The 26,960-nt window shown below is 41.4% G+C and carries 29 protein-coding genes and 1 pseudogene; all 30 read right to left on the bottom strand.

Going from position 1 to position 26,960, the window contains the following annotated elements; all coding sequences use genetic code 11:
- Positions 1-184: pseudogene (locus WYK_RS02100) on the bottom strand (NADH-quinone oxidoreductase subunit C); the annotation flags it as partial.
- Position 185: 1 nt separating this feature from the next.
- Positions 186-698: a NuoB/complex I 20 kDa subunit family protein gene (locus tag WYK_RS02095; RefSeq protein WP_040372844.1), complete on the bottom strand. Its 513-nt coding sequence runs from the start codon at positions 696-698 to the stop codon at positions 186-188.
- A complete protein-coding gene (locus WYK_RS02090) occupies positions 689-1,063 on the bottom strand; it encodes an NADH-quinone oxidoreductase subunit A (protein WP_040372843.1) in 375 nt (124 codons plus the stop codon). Before WYK_RS02090 ends, WYK_RS02095 begins: the two co-directional genes overlap by 10 nt.
- A gap of 235 nt (positions 1,064-1,298) precedes the next feature.
- Entirely contained in the window at positions 1,299-1,700 is a 402-nt protein-coding gene (locus tag WYK_RS02085; RefSeq protein WP_040372842.1) for a F0F1 ATP synthase subunit epsilon, read from the bottom strand.
- Between the two features lie 24 nt (positions 1,701-1,724).
- A complete protein-coding gene (atpD, locus tag WYK_RS02080; protein ID WP_040372840.1) occupies positions 1,725-3,122 on the bottom strand; it encodes a F0F1 ATP synthase subunit beta in 1,398 nt (465 codons plus the stop codon).
- 87 nt (positions 3,123-3,209) lie between these two features.
- Positions 3,210-4,070 (bottom strand): ATP synthase F1 subunit gamma, encoded by an 861-nt coding sequence (gene atpG, locus WYK_RS02075; protein WP_040372839.1) that lies wholly within the window; start codon positions 4,068-4,070, stop codon positions 3,210-3,212.
- A gap of 35 nt (positions 4,071-4,105) precedes the next feature.
- Positions 4,106-5,614 carry a F0F1 ATP synthase subunit alpha gene (gene atpA / locus WYK_RS02070; RefSeq protein ID WP_040372837.1) on the bottom strand — a complete coding sequence of 503 codons (1,509 nt, stop codon included), beginning with the start codon at positions 5,612-5,614 and terminating at the stop codon, positions 4,106-4,108.
- A gap of 25 nt (positions 5,615-5,639) precedes the next feature.
- Positions 5,640-6,176, bottom strand: a complete 537-nt coding sequence (locus WYK_RS02065; protein WP_040372836.1) for a F0F1 ATP synthase subunit delta — start codon at positions 6,174-6,176, stop codon at positions 5,640-5,642.
- Complete coding sequence (gene atpF, locus WYK_RS02060) at positions 6,173-6,688, bottom strand: F0F1 ATP synthase subunit B (protein WP_040372835.1); 516 nt, start codon at positions 6,686-6,688, stop codon at positions 6,173-6,175. The genes WYK_RS02065 and atpF overlap by 4 nt, the downstream gene beginning before the upstream one ends.
- A gap of 139 nt (positions 6,689-6,827) precedes the next feature.
- Positions 6,828-7,052, bottom strand: a complete 225-nt coding sequence (gene atpE, locus WYK_RS02055; RefSeq protein WP_040372834.1) for a F0F1 ATP synthase subunit C — start codon at positions 7,050-7,052, stop codon at positions 6,828-6,830.
- A 64-nt stretch (positions 7,053-7,116) separates the two neighbouring features.
- Positions 7,117-7,812 (bottom strand): F0F1 ATP synthase subunit A, encoded by a 696-nt coding sequence (gene atpB / locus WYK_RS02050; protein WP_040372833.1) that lies wholly within the window; start codon positions 7,810-7,812, stop codon positions 7,117-7,119.
- Between the two features lie 26 nt (positions 7,813-7,838).
- The gene (locus tag WYK_RS02045) at positions 7,839-8,204 is read right to left on the bottom strand and encodes an ATP synthase subunit I (protein WP_040372832.1); all 366 of its coding nucleotides are present in this window, start codon (positions 8,202-8,204) and stop codon (positions 7,839-7,841) included.
- 411 nt (positions 8,205-8,615) lie between these two features.
- Positions 8,616-10,820: a S8 family serine peptidase gene (locus WYK_RS02040; protein ID WP_040372831.1), complete on the bottom strand. Its 2,205-nt coding sequence runs from the start codon at positions 10,818-10,820 to the stop codon at positions 8,616-8,618.
- A 758-nt stretch (positions 10,821-11,578) separates the two neighbouring features.
- A complete protein-coding gene (gene wecB / locus WYK_RS02030) occupies positions 11,579-12,745 on the bottom strand; it encodes a non-hydrolyzing UDP-N-acetylglucosamine 2-epimerase (protein WP_040372829.1) in 1,167 nt (388 codons plus the stop codon).
- Between the two features lie 16 nt (positions 12,746-12,761).
- Positions 12,762-13,391 (bottom strand): uracil phosphoribosyltransferase, encoded by a 630-nt coding sequence (gene upp, locus WYK_RS02025; protein ID WP_040372828.1) that lies wholly within the window; start codon positions 13,389-13,391, stop codon positions 12,762-12,764.
- A 186-nt stretch (positions 13,392-13,577) separates the two neighbouring features.
- Positions 13,578-14,819 carry a serine hydroxymethyltransferase gene (gene glyA / locus WYK_RS02020; RefSeq protein WP_040372827.1) on the bottom strand — a complete coding sequence of 414 codons (1,242 nt, stop codon included), beginning with the start codon at positions 14,817-14,819 and terminating at the stop codon, positions 13,578-13,580.
- 308 nt (positions 14,820-15,127) lie between these two features.
- Complete coding sequence (locus tag WYK_RS02015) at positions 15,128-15,715, bottom strand: TIGR01440 family protein (RefSeq protein ID WP_040372849.1); 588 nt, start codon at positions 15,713-15,715, stop codon at positions 15,128-15,130.
- A 36-nt stretch (positions 15,716-15,751) separates the two neighbouring features.
- Positions 15,752-16,198 carry a ribose 5-phosphate isomerase B gene (gene rpiB, locus WYK_RS02010; RefSeq protein WP_040372825.1) on the bottom strand — a complete coding sequence of 149 codons (447 nt, stop codon included), beginning with the start codon at positions 16,196-16,198 and terminating at the stop codon, positions 15,752-15,754.
- Between the two features lie 134 nt (positions 16,199-16,332).
- On the bottom strand, positions 16,333-17,625 hold the full coding sequence (locus WYK_RS02005) for a methyl-accepting chemotaxis protein (RefSeq protein ID WP_040372823.1): 1,293 nt from the start codon (positions 17,623-17,625) through the stop codon (positions 16,333-16,335).
- 23 nt (positions 17,626-17,648) lie between these two features.
- Positions 17,649-18,092: a low molecular weight protein arginine phosphatase gene (locus WYK_RS02000; protein ID WP_040372821.1), complete on the bottom strand. Its 444-nt coding sequence runs from the start codon at positions 18,090-18,092 to the stop codon at positions 17,649-17,651.
- Between the two features lie 229 nt (positions 18,093-18,321).
- Positions 18,322-18,897 (bottom strand): manganese efflux pump MntP, encoded by a 576-nt coding sequence (locus WYK_RS01995; protein WP_051387266.1) that lies wholly within the window; start codon positions 18,895-18,897, stop codon positions 18,322-18,324.
- A 48-nt stretch (positions 18,898-18,945) separates the two neighbouring features.
- Positions 18,946-19,989, bottom strand: coding sequence for an L-threonylcarbamoyladenylate synthase (locus WYK_RS01990; protein WP_040372847.1), 1,044 nt, complete (start codon positions 19,987-19,989; stop codon positions 18,946-18,948).
- 297 nt (positions 19,990-20,286) lie between these two features.
- The gene (locus WYK_RS01985) at positions 20,287-20,613 is read right to left on the bottom strand and encodes a GNAT family N-acetyltransferase (protein ID WP_040372817.1); all 327 of its coding nucleotides are present in this window, start codon (positions 20,611-20,613) and stop codon (positions 20,287-20,289) included.
- 57 nt (positions 20,614-20,670) lie between these two features.
- A complete protein-coding gene (gene spoIIR / locus WYK_RS01980; RefSeq protein WP_040372815.1) occupies positions 20,671-21,426 on the bottom strand; it encodes a stage II sporulation protein R in 756 nt (251 codons plus the stop codon).
- A 137-nt stretch (positions 21,427-21,563) separates the two neighbouring features.
- Entirely contained in the window at positions 21,564-22,439 is an 876-nt protein-coding gene (gene prmC, locus WYK_RS01975) for a peptide chain release factor N(5)-glutamine methyltransferase (protein ID WP_326238828.1), read from the bottom strand.
- On the bottom strand, positions 22,426-23,496 hold the full coding sequence (gene prfA, locus WYK_RS01970) for a peptide chain release factor 1 (RefSeq protein ID WP_040372813.1): 1,071 nt from the start codon (positions 23,494-23,496) through the stop codon (positions 22,426-22,428). Before prfA ends, prmC begins: the two co-directional genes overlap by 14 nt.
- A gap of 169 nt (positions 23,497-23,665) precedes the next feature.
- A complete protein-coding gene (locus tag WYK_RS01965) occupies positions 23,666-24,103 on the bottom strand; it encodes a hypothetical protein (protein ID WP_040372811.1) in 438 nt (145 codons plus the stop codon).
- 110 nt (positions 24,104-24,213) lie between these two features.
- Positions 24,214-24,831 carry a thymidine kinase gene (locus WYK_RS01960; protein WP_040372809.1) on the bottom strand — a complete coding sequence of 206 codons (618 nt, stop codon included), beginning with the start codon at positions 24,829-24,831 and terminating at the stop codon, positions 24,214-24,216.
- Between the two features lie 211 nt (positions 24,832-25,042).
- Positions 25,043-25,258 (bottom strand): 50S ribosomal protein L31, encoded by a 216-nt coding sequence (gene rpmE / locus WYK_RS01955; RefSeq protein ID WP_040372807.1) that lies wholly within the window; start codon positions 25,256-25,258, stop codon positions 25,043-25,045.
- A 149-nt stretch (positions 25,259-25,407) separates the two neighbouring features.
- A complete protein-coding gene (rho, locus tag WYK_RS01950) occupies positions 25,408-26,685 on the bottom strand; it encodes a transcription termination factor Rho (RefSeq protein WP_040372805.1) in 1,278 nt (425 codons plus the stop codon).
- Between the last annotated feature and the right edge of the window lie 275 nt (positions 26,686-26,960).

The following is a 26,960-nucleotide window of genomic DNA, read 5'->3' as shown; positions in this document are numbered from 1 at the left end:
GGGCTAGCCCTGCAGCCTTTGCTTTTGCTGCCGCTGCCGCTTTTCGTTCTTCTAAACTCAACTCTTCATTCTCTTCTGAACCTGCCTTTTCTTCTTCTTTTGCTTTCTTTCGGGCTAGCGCTGCGGCCTTTGCTTTTGCTGCCGCTTCTTTTTTTGCTTGTTCCAGATCTTTGTCATTCGTCATATTAGATCACCCTCTTCCCTGTCTTTGCCTCATAGCGGATTTTTTCTTTGAGTTTATGTATCCCGTAAATAAGCGCAGCGGGATTTGGGGGACATCCTGGGATATAGACATCCACAGGGACAATCTGGTCGACACCTTTTACGACTGAATAGGAGTGGATGTATGGCCCGCCTGCTGTCGCACAAGATCCCATTGCAATAACCCATTTAGGTTCAGGCATTTGATCATATAATCGTTTTAATATCGGAGCCATTTTTTTCGTCACAGTTCCTGATACAATCATGACATCTGATTGCCTTGGTGAGGCGCGAAAGATGGACCCAAACCGGTCCAAATCGTAATGAGAGGCTCCTACCCCCATCATCTCAATTGCACAACAGGCCAACCCAAATGTCATTGGCCATAAAGAATTACTCCTTGCCCAGCCCTTTACCTGTTCGAGCGTTGCTAAGAATACACTTCTTTGCAGCTCTGCCATTTCTTCTGGTGGAATTTGTTCAAGGTTCATGTCCATTTCAACACCTTCTTCTTCCAAGCATAAGCTAGACCAATGCCCAGCATGAAAACAAAAATCAGCATCTCGATTAACGAAAATATTCCGAGTTTTTCATAGGCAACTGCCCAAGGATATAAAAATACAGTCTCAACATCAAAGATGACGAAAAGTAAACCAAATAAGTAATACCTCACATTAAATTGAACTCTTGAATCATGTATTGGCTCAATGCCGCTTTCATAGGTTGATGCCTTTATGATATTTGGTTTATCCGGGCGCAATAACTTTCCTATAAATAGTGCGACGACAGGAAGCATGAGACCGATTACAAGAAATACAAATACAAATAGATAGCTATTCTGGTAACTGTATAGACCTTCCATGACAGTCCTCCTCAGCAAACATATATCTTACATATTCTGGATTAAACGTTGATTTCCTGCTTTATAAACCAGACTCATTCTTTTGTATGAATCGTGGACGGTCGTCCATATCATATGTATGCCTTTATACATAGAATCAGACTACATAATAAAGTGTAAGCGATTACATTTAATCTTACAATATCTTTTACAAAGGATAAAAAAAACACCCCTCTATTAAAGAGGAGTGTTTTTCTTATTTATGTTCTGCAGTATTGATACGATTGATCGCACGTCTTAAAGCAAGTTGTGCTCTTTTCGTGTCAGTACTATTTTGTTGGTCCTCTAGCCATTTTTCCGCACGAGCTTTGGCGGTTTGAGCGCGGCCAAGGTCGATACTTTCAGCTTTTTCTGCAGATAACGCAAGAATAGTTACCACATCAGGACGGACTTCAAGGAAGCCTCCACTTACAGCAATATAATCTGTATGGCCTGAATGTTTCAGGCGGACAGCTGCGATATCAAGAGGAGCGACCATGGGAACATGGCCAGCCATAATTCCCAGTTCACCGCTTTTTGCCTTTGTGCTTACCATTTCAACATCTGCATCATATACTGGGCCATCGGGAGTAACAACACTGACTTTTATCGTCTTCATTTCATACCCTCCTTGGTCCCATTATTACGCCATTTGTTTGGCTTTTTCGATAACTTCTTCAATTCTTCCTACTAAACGGAAAGCATCTTCTGGAAGTTCATCGTATTTACCGTCAAGAATTTCACGGAAACCTTTAACAGTTTCTTTAACAGGTACATACGATCCCTTTTGACCAGTGAATTGCTCAGCCACGTGGAAGTTTTGAGATAGGAAGTTCTGGATTTTACGAGCACGAGAAACGATTAGCTTCTCATCTTCGTTCAATTCGTCCATACCAAGGATAGCGATAATATCTTGAAGTTCTTTATACTTTTGAAGTGTTGATTGAACTTGACGTGCAACTTCATAATGCTCAGGGCCAACAATTTCAGGGCTTAGTGCACGTGAAGAAGATGCCAATGGATCAACCGCTGGGTAGATACCCATTTCAGAAAGTTTACGTTCAAGGTTAGTTGTTGCATCCAAGTGGGCAAAAGTTGTAGCTGGAGCCGGATCTGTGTAATCATCCGCAGGTACATAAATTGCTTGAATAGATGTAACTGAACCTTGAGTTGTTGATGTGATACGCTCTTGCAGCTGACCCATTTCTGTAGCAAGTGTTGGCTGGTAACCAACAGCTGAAGGCATACGGCCTAGAAGGGCAGAAACTTCAGAACCTGCTTGTGTGAAACGGAAAATGTTATCGATGAAGAAAAGAACGTCTTGTCCTTGTTCATCACGGAAATACTCAGCCATTGTCAAACCACTTAGAGCTACACGCATACGTGCGCCAGGCGGCTCGTTCATTTGACCGAATACCATTGCTGTTTTCTTAATAACACCTGAATCAGTCATTTCATAGAAAAGGTCATTTCCTTCACGCGTACGTTCTCCAACGCCTGCGAATACAGAAATACCACCATGTCCTTGAGCGATGTTATTAATAAGTTCTTGGATTAAAACGGTTTTACCAACACCCGCACCACCGAAAAGACCGATTTTACCGCCTTTGATGTATGGTGCAAGCAGGTCAACTACTTTAATTCCTGTTTCAAGAATTTGCACTTCTGTCGTTAATTGATCGAAAGTAGGTGCTTGTCTGTGAATCGGATCTCTACGAACTGTTGCAGGAAGCGGCTCAGCAAGGTCAATGTTTTCGCCTAATACGTTGAAAACACGTCCTAGTGTTACTTCACCTACTGGTACAGAAATTGGTGCTCCTGTATCAAGTGTCTCTGCACCACGAGTTAAACCGTCTGTTGAAGACATAGCTACTGTACGAACAGTATTATCACCTAGCTGAAGGGCAACTTCTAATGTTAATGGAGTGCCAGACGCTGTTTTTTCAATTCTTAGCGCATTATAGATCTTAGGAAGCTGTCCGTCTTCAAATTTCACGTCAACTACTGGACCCATAACTTGGGTAACGCGTCCTATATTCATCGTTTTCCCTCCTTGCAAACTTATGACGACTTTATTGAAGTATGGAACGGAAAGCAAGTCATCAATACTTTTCCGTTCTATTATTTACTATTCTAGTGCCGCAGCTCCGCCGACAATCTCAGTAATTTCCTGAGTGATGGCTGCTTGTCTTGCACGGTTATATTGAAGAGAAAGTGAATCAATTAATTCAGAAGCGTTATCTGTGGCATTCTTCATGGCAGTCATACGAGCGGAGTGCTCACTGGCCTTACCATCTAATAATGCACCGAAGATTAAGCTTTCTGCATATTGAGGAAGTAATACTTCCAAGATTTCTTCCGCATTCGGTTCAAACTCATACGAAGTCAATTTACCAGATGCAGCTTTCACATCTGCCAAAGGAAGAATTTTCTTTTCAGTTACTTCTTGCATTATCGCACTGACATAATGGTTATAGTACATATACAGTTCGTCACAAAGTCCATTTTGGAACATGTCCACTGCAGACTTTGTAAGATTACTGATATCAGCAAAATTAGGTTGATCCGGTACGCCAACTACATCAAGCTCAACATTCATTTTACGGTTGATGAAGAAGTCGCGGCCGACTCTTCCGATTGCGATAATGATATACTCGTCAGCAGATTTGTGACGTTCTTGGATCGTTCTTAAAACGTGACGTAACACGCTGCTGTTATACGCACCAGCCAAACCGCGATCCGATGTAATAACAAGGTAACCGGTTTTCTTTACTGGGCGTGATACTAGCATTGGATGAGCTGCATCCGCACTGCCGCCGGCAATACTTGCCACAACTTCTTGAATCTTATTCATATAAGGACCATACGCTTTTGCATTTGCTTCAGCGCGGTTCATTTTAGAAGCCGATACCATTTGCATAGCTTTGGTAATCTGGCTAGTTTTTTTCGTTGATGTAATACGAGATTTTATATCGCGTAAAGAGGCCATTGATTCTCACCACCCTTAAAATTATTTAGACCAAATTATTCAGAGATAACGAAGTTCTTTTTGAATTCGTTAATCGCAGCAACGATCGCATCATCTTCAGGAAGATTGCTAGTCGTACGAATATGATCTAATAATCCCGGATGTGAACGATCTAAGAATACAAAGTACTCTTCTTCAAAGCGAAGAATGTCTTGTACCGGAATATCATCTAAGAATCCTTTTGTTAATGCATAAAGAATCATAACTTGTTTTTCAACTTTAATCGGTTTGTTTAGGTCTTGTTTAAGAACCTCAACAGTCCGTGCTCCACGGTTAAGTTTTGCTTGAGTTGCTTTATCAAGATCTGAACCGAATTGTGAGAATGCTTCAAGCTCACGGTATGCAGCAAGGTCAAGACGTAGTGTGCCGGCAACTTTTTTCATTGCTTTAATCTGTGCTGATCCACCTACACGTGATACGGAAAGACCGGCGTTAATCGCTGGACGTACACCTGAGAAGAATAAGTCAGATTGAAGGAAGATCTGGCCGTCAGTAATAGAAATTACGTTTGTTGGAATGTAAGCAGAGATATCTCCAGCTTGTGTTTCAACGAACGGAAGTGCTGTAATTGAACCTGCACCCAATGTATCATTTAACTTAGCTGCACGTTCCAGTAAACGGGAGTGAAGATAGAATACATCCCCTGGGAACGCTTCACGACCTGGTGGACGGCGAAGCAGCAAGGACAATTCACGGTATGCCGACGCTTGTTTTGAAAGATCATCATACACGATCAACACATGTTTGCCTTCAAACATGAAGTGTTCAGCCATACTTACACCAGCATAAGGAGCTAGGTATAGTAATGGTGCTGGTTGTGATGCTGAAGCAGAAACAACGATTGTGTAATCTAGTGCACCATTTTTACGAAGAGTTTCAACAGTTCCACGAACAGTTGATTCTTTTTGTCCAATAGCTACATAGATACAGATCATGTTTTGGTCTGCTTGGTTAAGGATTGTATCGATTGCAACAGATGTTTTACCTGTTTGACGGTCACCGATAATTAACTCACGTTGTCCACGGCCGATTGGCACAAGAGCATCGATCGCTTTAATACCTGTTTGCAATGGTTCATGAACTGATTTACGGTCCATTACGCCTGTTGCTGGGCTTTCAATTGGACGTGTTTGAGTTGTTGCGATTGGGCCTAAGCCATCCAACGGTTGTCCAAGCGGGTTAACAACGCGGCCAATTAGCTCGTCCCCTACTGGTACTCTCATAATTTGTCCTGTACGGCGTACTTCACTGCCTTCTTGAATATCACGGAATGGTCCAAGGATAACAACACCTACGTTATTATCTTCAAGGTTTTGGGAAAGACCCATCGATCCATTTGCGAATTCAACAAGCTCACCAGACATAACATTATCTAAACCATGTACGCGTGCGATACCATCACCTACAGTGATAACTGTACCTACATCACTTACATTAATTTCCGACTGATAGTTTTCAATCTGCTTTTTAATCAGCGCACTGATTTCTTCAGCTTTGATGCTCATGAACTTCACCCCTGTCTTGTGAATATTAACTTAATAATTGTTTGCTAAGACGATCAAGTTTTCCACTGACACTGCCATCAAAGATGCGGTTGCCAATTTGTAACTTGATACCGCCGATAATGCTGCTATCAGCAATATTGTTTATTTTTAGCGTTCTTTTTCCAACCTTCGCTGCAAATGCTGTAGATACAGCTTCGCGCTCAGTGTCAGTAAGTGGACGTACTGTGTAAACAGTAGCCTCTGCAATCGAGTTTTCCTCATTAGCCAGTTGAATAAACTCTTCTGCCATCAACTTAATCTCTCCAGTACGATGACCTTCAAGCATGATGAATAGTGTGTTTATAATTGGTTCGGAAAGCTTAGAAAAAGAGTTCGCAATGACTTCTTTTTTTGCACTTTTCGACAGTTTTGGATGTTCTAGAAATGCTAGGAGATCCTTCTGTTCTGAAAAGATTTGTTTAATTGCTTGGAGCTCCTCTTCCATTTGAGTAAGAAGGTTTTGCTCTTTGGCAATCTGAAAAAGAGCTACGGCATATCGCTTGGCTACAGCTAAATCGCTCATCGCTCTTCTCCTGCCTCATGAATGTAATCACTAATCAGTTTTTCTTGATCTGTTTCTGATAGTTCTTTTTCAATTACTTTAGAAGCAATTAATACAGAAAGTGAAGCCACTTGTTCGCGTAATGCTGTAACAGCTTTTTCTTTTTCCTGTATAATTTCGCGTTTTGCCGCTTCTTTAATACGATCAGCTTCCGTGCGTGCATTGATAACAATATCCTCACGTTGAGCTTCACCTTGTTTTTTAGCATTTTCAATTAATTGAGCTGCTTCAACACGTGATTGCTTTAAAAGCTCACGTTGTTCTTCAAGATGTTTTTTTGCATCTGTTCTTGCTTCTTCAGCTGCACTGATTTCATTTGCAACGTGTTCTTCACGTTGTACCATGATTCCCATTAATGGGCCCCATGCAAATTTCTTAAGCAACGCTAACAGTACAATAAACATAACTAATTGGAATAAAACATCGCCGCCAGTAAATAGGGCTTCTCCGAGTACAAAACCGCTTGTTAACACGCTTGGTTCACTCCCTTCACAAGTTTCACTTGATAAAACATCGAACTAACCTGTTTATAAAACAGGATTGTGGGCATAAAGGAAAGGCGAAGGTTCACATGGAACGATCTTCGCCATTTTTGAACATCTAAACTTTCTATTATGAACCTAAAACGATAAACGCAATAACTACACCGATGATAGGCATAGCCTCAACAAGACCTACACCGATAAACATAGTAGTTTGAAGAATACCACGTGCTTCTGGTTGACGTGCGATACCCTCTACTGTTCTTGAAACGATAAGACCGTTACCAATACCTGCACCTAGTGCTGATAAACCAATTGCAATTGCTGCTGCAAGAAGACCTACTGAACCTGTCATTATAAAATATCCTCCTTAAAAATGTATAAGTTTTTTTATTATTTAGTTCATAATGAACTTATAATTAATGGTCTGAGCTGACTTTGTGAGACAGATAAACCATTGTTAACGTAACGAAAATAAATGATTGGATAGCACCAACGAAAATACTATAACCCATCCAAACTACAGTTGGTACTATGGCGCCAATTAATCCAAATGCGCCAGTCATTGCAAGCGATCCCGCTAACAGACCAAGCAATACTTCACCAGCATAAATGTTACCATACAGACGCAGACCCAGTGTCAGAGTATTGGAAAACTCCTCTATCAATGTCATTGGATTTTTGTATGATTTCATATATCCCTTGAAGCCTTTCATTTGAATCCCGTAATAATGTGTTAATCCTAGGATCATAACTGCAAGCGTCATCGCTACTACTGGATCAGCTGTAGGTGATTTCCACCATAGTTCATGATCAATTGTAATTGCGAATGGAATACCTAACATATTCGAGATAAATATGTACATGATCAGCGTCATACCAAGTAATTGGAAGCGGCCGCCTGTTTTCCAGTCCATTGAGCTGTTAATCATGTTCTTAACGAAATCCATGATCCATTCCATAAAGTTCTGCATTCCGCTTGGTTTCATTGCTAAATTACGCGAACCAAGCACAGCAATTATGAATACTATCAGACTTGCTATGGTTATCATCAGAACATTACTCAAGTTAAAATATAAACCCATAAACTCTCTTATAGGCGCTTCATGATTCAACTATATTCACCTCTCTTCCCCTGCGATCAACGTTTTAAGTGGATGAAAAAATCTATAATAATGACAAAATAAGCTGTCATTAATCCCAATACGACACTAATCATATGGAAATGCTCTGAAAACTCCAGCGCAATAATAACGGCTAACCCTGCTGACGCAAACCTAGTCATTGTTCCAAGTGATTTAATTTTGGTACCTTCATCAAGTGCTTGACTGAATTTCTTCATTTTTTGATTTATCAGCCATAAGTTATACAAACTTAAGCTAGTCCCAAGTAAAAGCCCTGCAAATACAGCTTGGTAACTTGTAAATCCCCAGCCCAATACAAAAATCGCCAAGAGATAAATCATATATTTACTCTGCCTTTTGAATACAATTGTAACTTCTGGCATGGTGTTTTTAATCTCCTGAAAATGATTTTTTGCTGAGTGGAGCATTGCATCCCTGCAAGTCCTAAATAGAAGGCCGATTATTATACGGCAGCTCGGTATCAAGCGTTGATCCGACTAATTGAGAAAAGATCGCTGACAAAGCCCTCTTCGAAACGGGCTGCGATAAATGACTGTATCGCCGCGATTGAGTGTGGAAGACAACCACGTTGTCCAATTTGCATAGTGGGTTTTTAAATGTATAAAAGAGTCTGAAAACCCTCTCATTCGACATCCTTTGTTAGCATACAATAGCCTACAATTAATGTCAATGCGTCGTTCGTGAAAAAACAAGCTACTTATACATCGTTCTTTAATTGTTCACAATTTGGTTACTAATTTCTATTGACATGCAAGAAAAATGATGTTTATTTGTTAATTTATGACGATTTGAGTTTCAATTTGATCTTCTTGACCAGCTCTTCTGGCAAAGATAATTGCATGATACGTTCCCGGCGGCGGGAGATCTGATTTTTTCACTTCTTTCTTAATCATTCCCTGTGGTACCTGTTCAGCACGGTCGATAAGACCCATATAACGAAAACTATCTGCTTCATATAAAGCAATTCCAAAATCGTCTGCACCTCTTGGAAGGTACACTTCATAATGGTACATACCTTTTGTCTCTGCAGGACCGAAGTCAAACCCCATAACTCTTGGGTAATTAGGTTCTTCCTTTACATACAAAAAGGGTAGGCTGATTCGTTTTCCTGCTTCCAATAACGTTAAGTATCCATCATAGATTCCTGTTTTTAGCTGTGAAGGATTGATTTGAAGGCCTAAGACTATTTCCTTCTTACCCCCTGGTTTGATTTTAAACGAAGCTGGTAAATCCCATATCAACCCATTTTCCTTTGGCGGAACAACAAACGAGTACTTCCTTACTTTATCACTCGTGTTTTGGACAACGAATTTCTGTTCGTGTTCGTCAATGCCCTCCTTCTTCGTAAACAAACCGAACGCCATTGAACTTGGTTCAAGCAGCGTGTCAGCTTCCAGCGCCTCCCTAATCTGTAAGCGGCCTGCTCCCTGTTCAAAGGTTCGATAGAGCATCCCCTTTTCGTTCTTCAATGGTTTCGAGGTACTCATCAATGCTGACTTAATTTGCTTTGGTGTCCAATCAGGGTGTATTTGGAGAAGCAGTGCACACGCTCCAGCAACATGCGGCGCAGCCATACTTGTTCCCTGTAGACTGAGGTATCCAGAGGGAACGGTGCTATCAATTCCAACTCCAGGCGCAAGAATATCCGGCTTGATGCCCCACGTCACCGTGACAGGACCTCTCGAACTAAATTCTGCCAACAAATCCTGTTCCATTCTATAGGTAAAGTTCGCCATGGTTCCCTTTCCTTTTTCCGCAGCTTTTATCAGTGATTCTCCCTTTTTCTTCGAAATAGAAACGACCGGAATCTTTACACCTTCTTCAATTAATCCCATGAAGCTGCCTTTTGTATTGTTATAGATAATGACACCGATGGCTCCCGCCTTCTCGGCATTTTTTGCTTTTTCAGAGAAGGTTGTCGTACCGCGTTCCACCAATGCAACCTTCCCTTTCACCTTCTTAAGTTCCTTTGGCTTTCCGGTTCCTCCATCTATAATTTCCTGACTATACGTTAATTCCCAAGGCTTAGAACCTTGAAATGCAAGTAAGGGAGATTTATCTTTGCTCTCTCCCAGTCCCCAGGCAGCATAAGCAACCTTTAACGGCGGTGTAGACGCACCGACCGAAATCGCTTTTTCTGCTGTTCCAGGTGAACCGACTGTCCATACATTAGGTCCAGAGTTTCCATTTGAGGTGACCGCTACAATTCCTTTATCTACAGCTTTGTTTAGAGCCATTGATATAGGCAGATCAGGGCCATTGATATTATTGCCTAACGATAGATTCAAAACATCGACATCATCCTCGATAGCCGCATCAATGGCTGCCAAGACCTGTTCTGTATCGCCCGCCCCACCAGGTCCAAGCGCTCGATACGCATAAATTTCGGCTTGTGGAGCAACCCCCTTCATTTTGCCATTAGCTGCAATAATACCAGCAACATGTGTCCCATGAAGTGTCGCCTGATCGGCTGGTTCCTTCGTTTCCATCGGATCATTATCGCCATCAACCAAATCCTTCCCGCCTTTGTAAGACTGGACTAAATCCGGATGGGTATAATCAATTCCCGTATCAATAATTCCAACCTTTACATCCTTACCGGTTACCCGTTGATGATTCTTGTCAAAAAAAGTCCGCGCCTCATCACTGCCAATGAACCGAATGCTTTCATTAAGCTCCGCCCGATACACCGTCACTTCCTCAACCAGATCGATTCCCTTCTCCTTTTTCAGCTTTATAAGGTCCCCTTCCCTGCCTGAAACAGAGAAACCTGTTAACGCATGTTTATATACATTTCTCAACTTTAGAGATGGGTAATCAGCTAGAAATTGATTAACTTGTTTTTTAGAAACAGGATGACTTGTTGTCACAATCGCCTTCGTCTGTTTCTGGAGGAGAGGCAGCTCCTCTTCTGCCGACACAATCGGTTGTGTCAGGATGAATCCTACAAGGATTAGAGACAAAACCTTCTTCAACATGCAACACCCCGTTTTTTTGTTAGGGTTTCACAGATAGAGAAGGCTATTCATGTCTAAACTAAATTATCTAGGAGTGTGGGTTGTGGAATGAGAAACTTTTTTTAGATAAGCTACAGTTTTTCACAAATTTGAAGTGTTTTGCACTCCTCGACATTCGTTTTGTGCGGAACAGCAGGAATATTGTGCGGAGCGGCCTCCTTTATGTGCGCTCGGAGCTTATTTATGTGCGGAAGGCTTTTTTACGTCTTGGAGGGGTTGTTGAAAATGTGTCATTAAGCTTGGTTCTTGGTGGATTTCCAAACTTTTTTATAGACAGTTACACTTTTTCGAAAATAAAACCGCTTTTGACCTATGCAGCTGAGGGATTTCGGGTTCCTTCCCAGTCGTTCTGTGCGGAACAGAGGGAATATTGTGCGGAGCGGCCTCCTTTATGTGCGCTTGGGGCTTATTTATGTGCGGAAACGAGTTAAACTGTGCGCTTCAGCCTCTTTTGTGTGCGGAAGGCTTTTTGTGTCCTGGAGGGGTTGTTGAAAATGTGTCTCTAAGCTTGGATCTTTGGTTGCTACAGCCTGAGATGTTTCAGGCTTCTCCCAGTCGTTCTGTGCGGAACAGCGGGAATATTGTACGGAGCGGCCTCCTTTATGTGCGCTTGGGGCTTATTTATGTGCGAAAACGAGTTAAACTGTGTGCGGAAGGCCGAGCCTTCGCTAAATAGAAAAAAGACTGCCGAGGGGTTTCTCGACAGCCTTTTGAAAAAATCAGTGTGACTTTTCCTTTTTTTCTTCCACCCGAAACGGTTCGGGTGCTGTATCGGTTTGTTTAAAGTAATAGCGGATGGCTTCTGCAATTCTTACGGAAGCATTTCCATCCCCATATGGATTGGAAGCATGGGCCATACTTTGGTAAACGTGCTGGTCGGTCAAGAGTTCCATTGCTAAATTGAAAATGGTTTCTTCATCCGTGCCGGCAAGTTTCAAGGTTCCCGCCGATATTCCCTCTGGTCGTTCGGTGGTATCTCGTAAAACGAGAACGGGAACGCCAAGAGTCGGTGCTTCTTCCTGTATGCCGCCTGAATCCGTCATTATTAAATGTGCCCTTGCAGCGAAATTGTGGAAATCAAGAACATCAAGTGGTTCGATAAGATGTATTCGCGGATCATTTCCAAGTATTTCTTCTGCAAGTTCACGGACAGCAGGATTCAAATGAACAGGATAAATCACTTGAATATCATCCTGTTCAGCCAAAATGCGTTTCACTGCTTTAAAAATATTCCGCATCGGCTGCCCTATATTTTCGCGGCGATGAGCCGTCATTAAAATTAAGCGTTCACTGCCGATCTGATCTAGAATCGGATGCGAATAGCTTTCGGAAACAGTTGTTTTCAACGCATCTGTGGCAGTATTACCAGTCACAAATATGTTTTCTGTTTTGTTTTCGAGCTTCAGGTTTTCTACTGCAAGATCAGTAGGTGCAAAATGCAGATCAGCGATAATCCCTGTCAGCTGTCTGTTTACTTCCTCCGGATAGGGAGAGAGTTTATTCCACGTCCGCAGACCTGCCTCAACATGACCGACACTGATTCGATTATAAAAAGCCGCAAGACTCGCAACAAATGTCGTTGTTGTATCTCCATGCACGAGCACGATATCAGGATTAGCTTCTTTCATTACTTTGTCCAAGCCACTTAGTCCTCGTGTTGTGATATCAGCAAGGGTTTGACGATCCTTCATAATGTTAAGATCATAGTCAGGCTTAATTGAAAATAAGTTCAACACCTGATCAAGCATTTGCCGGTGTTGAGCGGTGACTGCCACGATGGGGGTGAAATAATCTGGATGTTTTTGAAATTCAAGCACTAAAGGAGCCATTTTCACAGCTTCCGGTCTTGTCCCAAAAATCGTCATAACCTTAATTGGTTTGATCATTTTTTCACCTCCGCACTTATTTTGTTCCGAATAGACGGTCTCCAGCATCCCCAAGACCTGGAACAATATAACCATGGTCGTCTAGCTTTTCATCCAGGGCAGCAATGAAGATATCCACATCAGGGTGAGCCTTTTGAAGTGCCTCTACTCCTTCTGGAGCAGCAATTAGGCACATGAATTTAATATTAACTGCGCCGCGCTTCTTGATGGATTCAATGGCTTCAATAGCCGATCCGCCTGTAGCAAGCATCGGATCAACCACGATGCATTCACGTTCAGCCAAATCACTTGGAAGCTTCACGTAATATTCAATGGGTTTAAGGGTTTGTGGATCACGGTAAAGACCAACGTGGCCGACCTTCGCAGCTGGAATTAGCTTCAATATTCCATCAACCATTCCAATACCTGCGCGCAGAATTGGGATAATGCCTAATTTTTTACCTGATAATACTTTGAACTTCGCTTTGCTTACTGGCGTTTCAATCTCTACTTCCTCAAGAGGTAGATCTCTAGTAATTTCAAAAGCCATCAATGTTGCGACTTCGTCAACTAGTTCACGGAATTCCTTCGTGCCCGTTTTCACGTCACGTATGTATGCGATTTTATGTTGAATTAGCGGATGATCAAAAACAAATACTTTTGCCATATTAGTCGCTCCTATTCTTTTGGGTGGATTTTTTCCTTATTTTCTCGGTCATTTCAGACCAGACATCTTGACACTTCTACCCATTCTACAGAAAAAGCAGGAAGACTTCAATAAATTATAAGAAGTCAGACTTCGGTTGGAAAAATAGAGCAAAAGCCGCCCTAAAAGTTAGGACGGCTTCGTTTCTTAATACTCTGCGTATAATTGATATTTACTCGATAGAGCTTCCACTCGCTTAGATGCTTCTTCAAGTTTCTCTTCATTTTCGACATTCTTCAAAACAAGACTGATAATAGAAGCAATTTCATCCATATCTTCTAAACCAAAGCCTCGTGAAGTGACAGCTGCTGTACCAATTCGGATACCACTTGTCACAAATGGTGTTTCTGGATCAAACGGAATTGCATTTTTATTAACAGTAATACCAATATCATCTAACGCACGCTCAGCCACTTTTCCTGTTAGATTCACAGAGCGTGTATCTAATAGTAGTAAATGATTGTCTGTGCCATCAGAAACAAGCTTTAATCCTTCATTTTTCAAGGATTCACCAAGACGCTTGGCATTATCAATAATTTTTCGAGCATATTCATTAAACTCTTCTTCTAGTGCTTCACCAAACGCAACCGCTTTAGCCGCGATAACGTGCATTAACGGACCGCCTTGGATACCTGGGAAGATCGATTTATCAATTTTCTTAGCGAATTCTTCTTTACAAAGAATCATCCCGCCGCGAGGACCGCGAAGTGTTTTGTGTGTAGTAGTTGTAACAAAGTCTGCATATGGAACCGGACTTTGATGAAGACCTGCCGCAACTAAACCAGCGATGTGCGCCATATCGACCATTAGGTATGCACCCACTTCATCTGCAATCTCTCTGAATCGCTTAAAATCAATTTCGCGTGGATATGCACTCGCACCCGCAACAATTAATTTCGGCTTGTGTTGACGTGCTTTTTCAAAAACGTCGTTATAATCAATACGATGGTTTTCAGGATCAACGCCATATTCAACAAAGTTATATTGCACACCGCTGAAGTTTACAGGGCTGCCATGTGTTAAGTGTCCACCATGTGATAAATTCATACCGAGCACGGTATCTCCAGCTTCAAGCACTGTAAAATAAACCGCCATATTCGCTTGGGCACCTGAATGCGGCTGAACGTTTACATGCTCAGCGCCGAAGATTTTTTTCGCACGATCCCGTGCAAGATCTTCAACGATATCAACGTATTCACATCCGCCATAATAGCGTTTGCCAGGATATCCTTCTGCATACTTATTTGTCAAAACAGATCCTTGAGCTTCCATTACTGCTTCACTCACAAAGTTTTCAGAGGCAATTAGTTCAATCTTGCTTCTCTGACGTCCTAATTCCTGCTGGATTGCTTTGTACACTTGTTCATCTTGCTTCGCTAAACGGTTCATTCGGATATCCTCCTTGTGATTGACTGTACAAACGCCTTTGACACGTAAATACGAACGACGTACTTAGCCGTCCTCTTAAATTTCCTCTTTCATTTTACCATGTCGGACTAAAGAGTGGTAGTCTGGAATATTATTATTATTTCGAACATTTAACTAAATAGATTCAATAATGTTCGTCTTAACTTGATATTTTCCTATTTTTTCACTAAAATCAGCGATAAATACACAGATTTGCTCATTGTCAAACAACTGAGAAAATTTACCGTTCATTAAGTAAACCCGGTTTCCATATCGGAACCGGGTGCATTTTACGTACAATGTTTATTCTCTTCAAGATCTTTATAAACCGCGCGCTCTCCGCCAATCAATTTAGGACGGGTCTTTGCCATCGTGACATGAGCCGAACCAATTTCCTTAATTGACGCTCTGATTGGAACCGCAACTTGTTTCAGATGCATTCCAATAAATGTGTCGCCAATGTCAATTCCTGCATCAGCTTGTATCTGTTCGACTACAACTGGATCGTTAAACTGGCGGTACGCGTATGAGGCCATGGCCCCGCCCGCTGTTCGGACTGGGATAACTGACACGATACCGTAGTTTTTTCGTTCAGCCGTTTCACGTTCTACTACAATTGCCCGATTTAAATGTTCACAGCATTGAAACGCGAGTTCGACTTTTGTCTTACTCTGCAGGTCAGACAGTTCATCAAAAATAATTTCAGCTACTTTATCTGTTCCCGCGCTGCCAATTTGTTTACCCATTACTTCACTTGTACTGCAGCCAATTATCAGCAGCTGTTTTTCTTTAAGCTCTGCTTCATTTTGGAATTCCTGCATTAAGGTCTTCAAGTGTGCTTTCCATATCGTAAGTTCCGTTGTTAAAGAAGTTTCCATTGTCATAAAAGACAGCAACCCTTCCCGTTACAGTTCCTAATTATTTTGTTCTTCGTATTCGGTTATTTTGCCGATGCGATTAGCGTGACGTCCACCTTCAAAATCAGATGTCAGCCAAGCTTTCGCAATCTCTCTCGCTAATCCCGGGCCGATAACACGCTCACCCATTGCTAGAACATTACTATCGTTATGTTCACGAGTTACTCTAGCCGTAAACACATCATGAACCAGTGCACATCGGATGCCTTTAACCTTGTTAGCAGAAATACTCATACCAATTCCAGTCCCGCAAATTAAGATACCGCGGTCAAATTCACCTGAAGCTACTTTCTTCGCTACAGGAAGGGCATAGTCTGGATAATCGACTGATGTTGTGCAATTACAGCCAAAGTCCTCATAGCTGATTTCAAGTTCGTCGAGTAAATTTTTTATTTCTTCACGGAGTTGATTTCCTCCGTGGTCAGAAGCAATTGCCACTTTCATGATAAATTTCCTCCTCGTAATAGCTATAATCGTATCTTTATTGTGTCACAAAAAACAGCAAAGATAAAGCCGGCTGAGCAGATTGATTTATGAATTGAGATTGGTAAGATTCTAGAGGTATTCCTTAAGTTATTTTACACCTGAAAACGCACGATTGTTTGTTTTAACTTGTCCGCTTGACCTTTTAATTCATGGACTAGTTGATCGACTTGCTCAATTACCTGTGTTTGTTCCTGAGTCGCAGACGTGACTTCTTCAGCCCCTGCTGAAGTCTCTTCAGCGATCGCTGCGACTTCCTGTGACTGATGGGATGTTTCATGAATGCTGTCCATTTGACGGCTGACAAGTTGAGTGATTTCCTGAACATCTTCAACCACATGATGAACCGCTATTGTCACTTCCTCAATGGCTGTATTTGTCTCCACGCCTTTTTTCGCTTCTTGATTAGCTGAGATTACTTGATCGCTGATTTGTTGAACTACACTCTGTACATCTGACTGTATCGTTTGAATCAAATCAGATATACCCTTCACAGCGTTGGCACTTTCATCGGCTAGCTTACGTACTTCCTCAGCTACAACCGCAAAGCCCTTACCATGTTCACCAGCCCGAGCCGCTTCAATTGATGCATTTAAGGCTAGTAAATTGGTTTGTCCAGCAATATCTCCAACCAACTGGATAATCTGCTCTACCTTCTTCGCATTTTCCTCAAGGCTTTTCACCGCTTGCAGCGACTCACGATTTTCCTCTGCCAACAGTTGAATCCCCGAGACCAGCGAATTTATGACATCTTTACTTTTCTCCAGCTCAGAGACCATTACATGTGAAGTCTCAGCCGAGCTATTTGCTTTTCTTTGTACTTCTTGTGCAATCCGTATGACATCCTCGACTGATTCAGCTGTATTCTGAATGGATACTGCCGAACTATCTGCACCTTGGGATATTTCCTCAATCGTACGGTAAATCGATTCTGCCTGTTTAGCAGCATGAGAAGACCTATTTGATATGTGAATGACTTTTTCATTAGTTCCTGTAAAATTCTCATCAATGGAGTTGACCATTTCCCGCAAGTTAGACAGCATTAAATTAAATGCCTTGCCAAGCGCACGAATTTCATCGTCGGTTTTTGAAACGTCTACATCTTCCCTAATATCCCCAATAGCAGCTTTTAATGCGACCTTTTCAAGTTTTCGAAGCGGATTAACAATCCAACCTGCCGCAAAAAAAGCCAGGACGCTCGACCAAATGATGCCGAGCAATAACGTACCAAAAGCAAAAGCCGTCTCATTCCATCCATTAAAAAACAGTGGATATACCAAATAGATACATAGACCACTTGTTGTATACGTAATTAATGCTAAAGCAGTAATAAAAAGCACAAGCTTCTTTCTCAGACCAAATTTATAGTGTGACTTATTTTCTCCCAATTTCAGATCCCCCTGTTACTTTCCTATTCTCTCAACTTTCTTAGCAGCCCATCAATCAACACATCCAGTTCATTGAAGGTTTGTTTATATCGTTCAACTGACCCGCCAAATGGATCGATAACATCTCGATTGACCTGATCACTTGTTACAAATTCTTTTAAGGTAAAAGTCTTATCCATAGCATGCGGATATGCATTCATAATCAGTGCTTTATGGCTTTCCGTCATCGTAAAAATATGCGTTGCCCACTCAATTTCAGTGTCGGATAAAAGCTGAGATACGTGCACATGCTCAAGACTATTTTGTTTCATAACTTTTTTAGCATGACTAGACGCATCTTGACCCGCTTCAGCATATACACCAGCGGATTTTACTTCGATTTCTGGAATGTGTTTATTTTTTAAAATCGCTTCGGCCATAGGGCTTCGACACGTATTGCCTGTGCAGACAAATAAAACTCTATACATTCTAAAACCCTCCTTTCTACGACTTTATACTAGTTTTATCTCCTATTCACTTACTATACATATCGACCAAAATAGGGAAAAATCAAACGCATTCTTACATTTCCTTCAAATTATATTTGAGACAGAATAAAAAGTAAGGGGGAAGCACAAAAAAACAAGCAACGCTCATGCTTGTTTTTTTTGTGTATGATCATTATATATTTTTAGAAATCAAACTGGCTATAGTTAGCTATATAGAAAAGAGGAGTTTTAGACCAAAGGCAAAAAGGACGCTTCCGCCAAGTAATTCGCTATACACGCCTAGGTACCCTTGAACCTTTCTGCCAATCAACAAACCCAGCCAGGTTAAAATCATTGCAGCCACCCCAAAGCACATAACGGTCACAATTGTCCGGGCACCATAAATTCCAAGGGAAAGTCCAACCGAAAAGCTATCGAGACTGACGCTCAGCGCAAATAAAAGCAGGCCTGGTCCTATAGGAGCAAGTAACGGACCATCCCCTTCTCTCAAAGCTGAAATAAACATTTGAATACCTAAAAAAATGAGTAGAAAACCACCGGCATAGTTGGCAAAGACTCCAAATTGACCTGAAATAAACCGGCCGGCAGCCATCCCGGCAATCGGCATCAATATATGAAAAAATCCGACTGTCAGGCCAATAAAAAATATCTGACGCATCCGGAGCTTGAACATTCCCATTCCAAGCCCAATCGAAAAGGCATCCATTCCTAAGGCAAATGCCATGATCAGTAGTGTGACAAGTTCTCCAGCGGCTGATTCCAAACCATTCCCCTCCCCGGACATGCATATAACATGTTATGCATGTCCGAAAAAGAATAGAAGAAAAGAAATCTATTCGCTGATGATTTGGTGGCCCGCAGCTTTTACTAAACGATTCATGATTGCTTCACCAATACCGGCATCCGGGAAGCTTTCACTTAAAATAAAGTCTACGTCAAGTTCATCAAACGCTCGCAGCGTATCATACAAACCCGCAGCAACTGTTTTTAAGTCCGCCAAGCTCCCTGGACTCATAATCCAATCTGCGTCATATGCTTGGACATGCTCTTTTGCTGCTAAGACCGCTACCTTCATACCCACTGCTCGTTTTTCATTAACCAACTGCTGTAAAAAAGCTTGGTCTCCTTTAATAAGCACTAATGGCGCTTTGGGTGCATAATGCGTATATTTCATACCAGGAGATTTCGGTGCTGCCGACGTTTGTTTCAAGGCAGCATCTTGAGTAACGGGTCCAATCACGGACTCTATTTCTTCTCTAGTAATGCCACCGGGACGGAAAATAACGGGTATGTTTTCTGTACAATCAATGACAGTCGACTCAACACCTACTCCAGTTGGTCCACCATCAACAATTCCAGCGATTTTTCCATTTAAATCATCGTGAACATGTCCCGCCGTCGTTGGACTTGGCTTTCCTGAGGTATTCGCACTTGGCGCCGCAATAGGTAATCCACTTGCACTGATTAAACTAAGGGCAACTGGGTGGTCTGGCATACGGATCCCCACTGTTTGTAAGCCAGCCGTTACCAAATCGGATAAGACATTTGGCTTCTTTTCAAAGATAATCGTTAACGGCCCCGGCCAGAAATGGTTCATCAGTTCCTTTGCCTTTTCCGGTATCACCGCTGCAATGTCTTGCAATTGTTCAATAGAAGCGATGTGGACGATCAGTGGATTATCACTTGGACGTCCTTTTGCTTTGAATATTTTTTGGACCGCTTCATCGCTCTGAGCATTTGCTCCTAGTCCATAAACAGTCTCTGTTGGAAAAGCAATAACCTCATTTTTTTGTAACTTATCTGCAGGTTGTGTGATTTGTGGATAACTTTTAAGATTATCCACATTCTTATCCACTAACCAGAGTTTTGTTTCCACAATAAACACCTTCACTCTTCTTGTTGGTTTTTTATTCGACAAAATCAGCTATCATCCGTGTTTTTCAAAAATTCTTCTTTGAAAGTATAAAAGAACTGAAAAAAGAAAACAAGTGTTATCCACAAATTGTGGATAACACTTGTTAAACTGTGGATAAACTTGTGGATAGAATTACGTTTTTAGAGAATTCTGTGCATAAATTGGCAATTTTCAAGTTTTTCAAGCTTTTCCACATGTGGAGAACTTTTTATTTCTTCCGGCAGCTGTTTGATTTCTGCTTCTGTAAAGCCGAAGGACTTAAAAAAATTGAATCGATGAGATTTTATCCGTTGCCATGTATACTGACTCTAATTTATGCATACTTGCTGATACGAGCAAGTGCTCAATTAAGAACGGGATCTTTTCTTTCGGAAAAGAACTAGCAAAAACGCATGAACGGAGCAACCCATATTTACCACATGGTATCAGTCCAGCTGCTCCTATTAAACGACCGTTTTGGTTTTTCGCGATTAGATAATAATCATACTGATTTTGCACTTCTTCCACATTCAGTTTGGCTGAACCTAGAAACTCAATTAGTTCATCCACATCTTCTTCACTTGCCTGCAAAAAAACGGCTGACATCCAATCCGCTCCTTTTCTTTCTTACTAGCGTATGAATAGGAGACGAAACTAGAACCATTAAAAGAGATCCGTAAATAATTCTGCAAAGAAGGATTTCACGACAACCGGCGGCTCTTCCTCACCAGTGTATACATTGGCAGCAGCCAGCTTGTCTGCATCACTATCCTCAACTGTTTCTGGTTCGTTCTCTAACTCTTCTTCTGCAGATTGAGTCGTTTCTTCTGCAGCCTCAATAGGGGCTTCCTCCGGTTCAACCGGTGTCTGAACCGATGTGTCTGTATCTTCAACGAAAGGTGTCTGACTGACTGCTGTTCCATTTGAGAAATCTAAGAAGCAAAGAGGGGGAAACAATACACACCACCAGTTAGCCCCTTCTCCGGCGCCGAGCGTGATGACGACGGCTTCGTAAACACCTGCAGGATACAAATACTGACCATACAGCTTAGTCGGAAAATTTGCTTTTCCAAATTCAACGGTGACTGACTGACTAAGCCCTTCACGTTTGACTACTTCTTCTGCTGTCGCTTGAATTTCCGGAAGATGGCTGGTGATTACCTTTCGGGCTTCTTCAATGGAGGTAAGATCTTGTACCCATACTGTGATATCTTTGTTCACTTCATCCCGAATTAACCGTTTTACAGCTTGGTCATTCTGTTCATCACTATTGGCTAATATTCTTAATCTGATGGCTTCATTAGGTATAGTAACAGCTGCCTGTGCATCAACGCTTTCAACCTTCGGTGTATATAAACTTAAAATTGTTCCACATGTAAGTAGTAATAAATAAAATAAGGCCAGATATTTTTTGTTCATTTCCTCTCCCCCTCACAAAAAATAGTCTCGCCATATTCTCTCTATCTTAAACTAGTAAAAAATAAAAAGAGTCGTTCCATTGTTTGGAGAAACCGTATAGATACGGCACTCGAAGCATGAAATCGACTCTTTTACTTTTATTCGTTCAGCACTGCAAACACCATACGATCTTTTCTGTTAATATCAAATTCAACAGAAACCGCTGCGTCAGGAAAAGCAGATTTCAGCATTTCTGCAACTGCTTCTCCCTGACCCGCTCCTACTTCAAAGCCAATCAATCCCGGCCGATTCATGACACACGGTAGCTCTGTCATAAAACGACGATAAAAATCAAGGCCGTCAATGCCCGCAAACAAGGCACGGTGCGGTTCATGCCCAGTCACCACAACCGACATTGTTTTCTCATCATCATCGGGAATATAAGGTGGATTCGAAAGGACAATATCAAAACGGCGGCCCTGACTAATAAATGTTGATAATAAATTGGCTTCGATAAACTCAACCTCAGCATCAAGTCTCTTTGCATTTTCCCTAGCTACATCAAGTGAAGCGGGGGCAATATCTGATGCCGTTACGCTAAGCTCCGGTACCTCAAGCTTCATCGTAATTGCAATCGCACCGCTTCCGGTTCCAATGTCCGCTAAATTTAGACTCTTATTAGAAAAGGTTTTCCTCAGTCGATTGACCGTTTGCTCAATTAGTTCTTCCGTTTCAGGTCTTGGGATCAATACCTCTTCATTTACTAAGAAGGTTCTTCCGTAAAACTCTTCACTGCCAATTAGGTACTGAACGGGAGTCCCCGCACAATGTTCCTCTACTTTTTGTTGAAATTCATTCCAGATTGACTCATGTAACTCACTGTGTAACTCTGCAAGCAGCTTTGACCTTTCCATCCGCAGTAAGTGTCTTAACAGCAGTTCACCTGCATTTGCATCCCGCTCATGACTTAGTAAAAAAGAAGAAGCCCACTTCAGGGCTTCATAAACCTTTATGCAGTCTTTATTCTTCTGCATTTTGCAGTCTCGCTGATTGGTCTGCCACAATTAATGCATCAATGACCTCATCGATTTTACCTTCCATAATCTGATCAAGCTTTTGGATGGTTAGGCCGATTCTATGGTCCGTTACGCGGTTTTGCGGGAAATTGTACGTACGAATTCGTTCAGAACGGTCTCCTGTTCCTACAGCTTGCTTACGATTCTGATCATACTCAGCTTGAACTTCACGTTGAATCTTATCGTAAACACGGGCACGCAGTACCTTCATTGCTTTTTCTTTATTTTTAATCTGAGATTTTTCATCTTGGCAGGATACCACTGTCATTGTAGGAAGGTGAGTTAACCGAACTGCTGACATGGTGGTATTAACACTTTGTCCCCCAGGTCCACTTGATGTAAATGTGTCTGTCCGAATATCTTTCTCATGAATATTCACTTCAACTTCTTCAGCCTCAGGAAGCACGGCTACTGTTGCCGTTGAGGTATGAATTCTTCCACCCGATTCTGTTTCTGGGACACGTTGAACACGGTGGGCACCATTTTCAAATTTAAGCTTAGAAAACGCACCATTACCGTTAACCATAAAGATAATTTCTTTATATCCGCCTAAACCAGTAGGATTGGCATCAATAACTTCTGTTTTCCAGCCTTGCACCTCTGCAAAACGGCTGTACATGCGATATAGACTTCCAGCAAAAAGGGCAGCCTCGTCACCACCGGCAGCTCCGCGAATTTCGACAATAACGTTTTTATCATCATTCGGATCTTTTGGAATGAGAAGAATCCGCAGCTTTTCTTCCAATACCTTCATATTTTCTTCAAGCTCATGAACTTCTTCCTTGACCATCTCACGCATGTCGGAATCAAGCTTTTCATCAAGCATCATCTTCGCTTCTTGATACTGTTCACGGATAACTTTATATTCTTTATAAGCCATTACCGTGTCTTGAATATTGGATTGTTCCTTAGAATATTCTCTAAGCTTGTTATTATCATTAATGACTTCAGGGTCGCTCAATAATTCATTTAATCTTTCATATCTATCTTCCACTGCCTGTAAACGATCTATCACAATCTTCACCTCATAATTTCCGAGTATCCTTATTCCCGCCATTAGCAGGAACATTATATACTTGATTGGCCGTTTGGCTTTCAATCCATTTCTTTAATTATAGTATAGGTGAATAAACAACGTCAAAGGCAATGAAATATCCATCAGTAAATTTCACCCAAAATAGCAATCACTTATCAAGCTGTATATTAAAGTCATAACCTGGAATCGTATTCCTCAATAAATTATGGATTCTTATTTTTTCCTTCTTCCATTCTTCTTTTGAGTCGATTTTACCGCGGCTGTCCACGTGTACCGTAATCGTCTCTCCATTCACCCATACCTGCTTTGCTTCGTATGGTGTCGTCATCCTTACCACATATTTCACATTTTCAATATCTTCCCCTGTGTCTTGAGAAACAACGGCAGTACTGCGATTGTTAATGCTTTGATCAACCGTATGATCTGGATATCGATCATAGTATCGCTGTGAAACTTGTCTCGGATTATTGGTCATTTGCTCCATTTCATTGCTTCCCTGTTTGTCTGCCGCATTATCAGGTGAACAGCCAGCAGTCAGAGTGAACATACAGGCTGTCAGCAGCCATTTATACTTCTTGTTCTTCATGGATGTATCCTCCTGTTTATCTTATTTGGCGTTAGCTTGCCCAAAACAATCAGGAACATCCATATTTTTTAAAAAGAAAAAGCCCGAAGACTATCGTCTCCGAACTTTCTTTATTTAACGATTTTCTTATTTTCCACAAGCAGAGGTTGTTTTTTCCCTGGTACTTCATGATGATGGCGGCAGCGAGGTTCATAAGCCTCTGATGCACCGACCAGAATCACGGGATCATCATAGGATGCTGGAGCACCATTAATCAACCGCTGCGTCCTGCTGGAGGCCGAACCACAAACTGCACAGACTGCTTGAAGTTTGGTAACTGATTCAGCTAAGGACATTAAAAGTGGTACAGGTCCAAAAGGTTCTCCACGGAAGTCCTGATCAAGTCCGGCAAGAATAACTCGATATCCGCTGTCAGCTAGATGCTGCGCGACATCGATAATTTCTTCATCAAAAAATTGAATTTCATCGATTGCAATAATATCCAAATCATCTTCCAGGTATTTAAAAATATCAGTAGACTGTGCGATCGGTCTTGCAATCGTAGAAGTCCCGTTGTGTGAGACGACCGCTTCTTCGGCATAGCGGTTATCGATGGCTGGTTTAAACACAGCAATCTTCTGCTTCGCAAATTGTCCACGGCTGACTCTTTTAATTAGTTCCTCCGATTTACCGGAAAACATGCTTCCGCAAATAAGCTCGATCCAGCCTGATTGTTTCATTATGTACATATGAAACAGCCACTCCCTTCCACTTATCTCTTTTTTATTCCGGTACCCTTTGTTCAAATCCAATATATATAATTAAGTATGCCCCAACGAAAAAAACGCGAGGGCTTCCTCAAAAATGATTCAATTTAGTGAAAAATACTGACAAAACGCCTATAAAGTGCAAAGAAAAAACAGGCAAGGAAAAATGCTTGCCTGTTTCAGATGGTCAACGTTAGTTCTTAAGTTCTTGCTTAAGGCCGTATTTTTTATTGAAACGGTCAATACGTCCGCCAGCTTCAGCGAATTTTTGACGTCCAGTGTAGAATGGGTGACATTCTGAACAAGTTTCAATTCTAATTTCTTCTTTAGTTGAAGTTGTTTCAAATGTATTACCACATGAACATTTCACCGTTGCTGTTTTGTAATTTGGATGAATTCCAGTTTTCATTCTTTTTCATCTCCTTATGCCCTGAATCATTCGAAACAGAGTTATATACTTTCAGGTGAGGTAAGTAGTACCCCTCACATATTTTGTAAAAACACATGCCTTTATTATAGCAACAAAACTCTAAACTTGCAACAACTTGTTACATATTACTAAGAGCGTTTTGCAGATGCTGCTTTTTTTCTTTCCTCTTCTAACTGTGCGAAGAAGTCATCATTGTCTTTTGTTTGTTTAATACGGCGCATGAATTTCTCTGAGAAATCCGGTGAATCAGACATTGTCTTACGGATGGCCCAAAGTTTATCCAGACGATCTTTTGGAATCAACAGCTCTTCTTTTCTTGTTCCTGAGCGTCTAATATCGATAGCTGGGAATATTCGGCGTTCAGCAAGTGCACGATCAAGATGCAGCTCCATGTTTCCCGTACCCTTAAATTCTTCATAGATAACATCATCCATACGTGAACCTGTTTCGATAAGAGCCGTTGCAAGAATCGTTAAGCTGCCGCCTTCTTCGATATTCCTTGCCGCACCAAAGAAACGTTTCGGACGGTGGAAGGCAGCTGGGTCAATCCCGCCTGAAAGCGTTCTGCCGCTTGGAGGAATGACTAAATTATAGGCACGAGCTAAACGAGTAATACTATCCATTAAGATAATAACATCACGTTTATGCTCAACAAGGCGCATTGCACGTTCAAGAACGAGTTCAGCCACTTTGATATGATTTTCTGGTACTTCATCAAAAGTAGAACTTACGACATCTCCTCGAACCGAACGCTCAATATCCGTCACTTCTTCCGGGCGCTCATCAATTAAGAGAACAATTAATTCTGCTTCTGGATGGTTTGTAGTGATAGAGTGGGCAATTTCCTTAATCAGCATGGTTTTCCCAGCTTTTGGAGGTGCAACAATTAATCCACGCTGTCCGAACCCTACAGGAGCCAGCACGTCCATAATTCTTGTTGAAATGTTCTTTGGTTCCGTTTCTAAGCGGATTTGTCTATCTGGATATAATGGCGTTAAACCAGGGAAATGTACACGTTCCTTTGCAGACTCAGGGTTATCGCCATTAACCGCTTCCACATGGAGCAGGCCATAATAACGTTCATTTTCCTTAGGCGGTCTTACTTTCCCAGAAACCTTATCCCCGTTACGCAGGTCAAAACGACGGATCTGCGATGCAGAAATATAAATATCCTCAGAGCTCGGTGAATAGTTAATCGGGCGCAGGAAACCAAATCCTTCTGAAGGGATGATTTCAAGAACACCTTCCATGAACAGCAGACCGTCAAGTTCTGCCTGAGCTTTTAAAATTGCAAAAATAAGTTCTTTTTTCGATAGCTTACTGTAATACGACACCTTATATTCACGCGCATGTTCGTATAGTTCTTTCAGCTTCATATTTTCTAAATTGGAAATTGTTAAACTCATTATGACACCACACTTTAATTATTTAGCGTTTTCATCCATACAGATAAAAAAATGGTCGACCGATAGAAAGAAAACCCATCATTCATTCGAATCGGCTTTTAGGTTTCTTTTTCTTATTATGAAAGGATGATTACATGCTTTATTATGAAGATAGTTTTTGAAGGCTAGAAAAAAGCTGGAGTAGGTTGCAGGTTGACTGAAAAAATTAATTAATTAAAACAAATCCTATTTACTTTTTTTAGCTTAATTAATCAACTTTATTTTTCTAAACAAAG

This window comes from Peribacillus psychrosaccharolyticus ATCC 23296, from assembly GCF_000305495.1.
Classification (GTDB): Bacteria; Bacillota; Bacilli; order Bacillales; family DSM-1321; genus Peribacillus; species Peribacillus psychrosaccharolyticus.
This window is presented reverse-complemented; position numbering and strand designations above follow the sequence as displayed.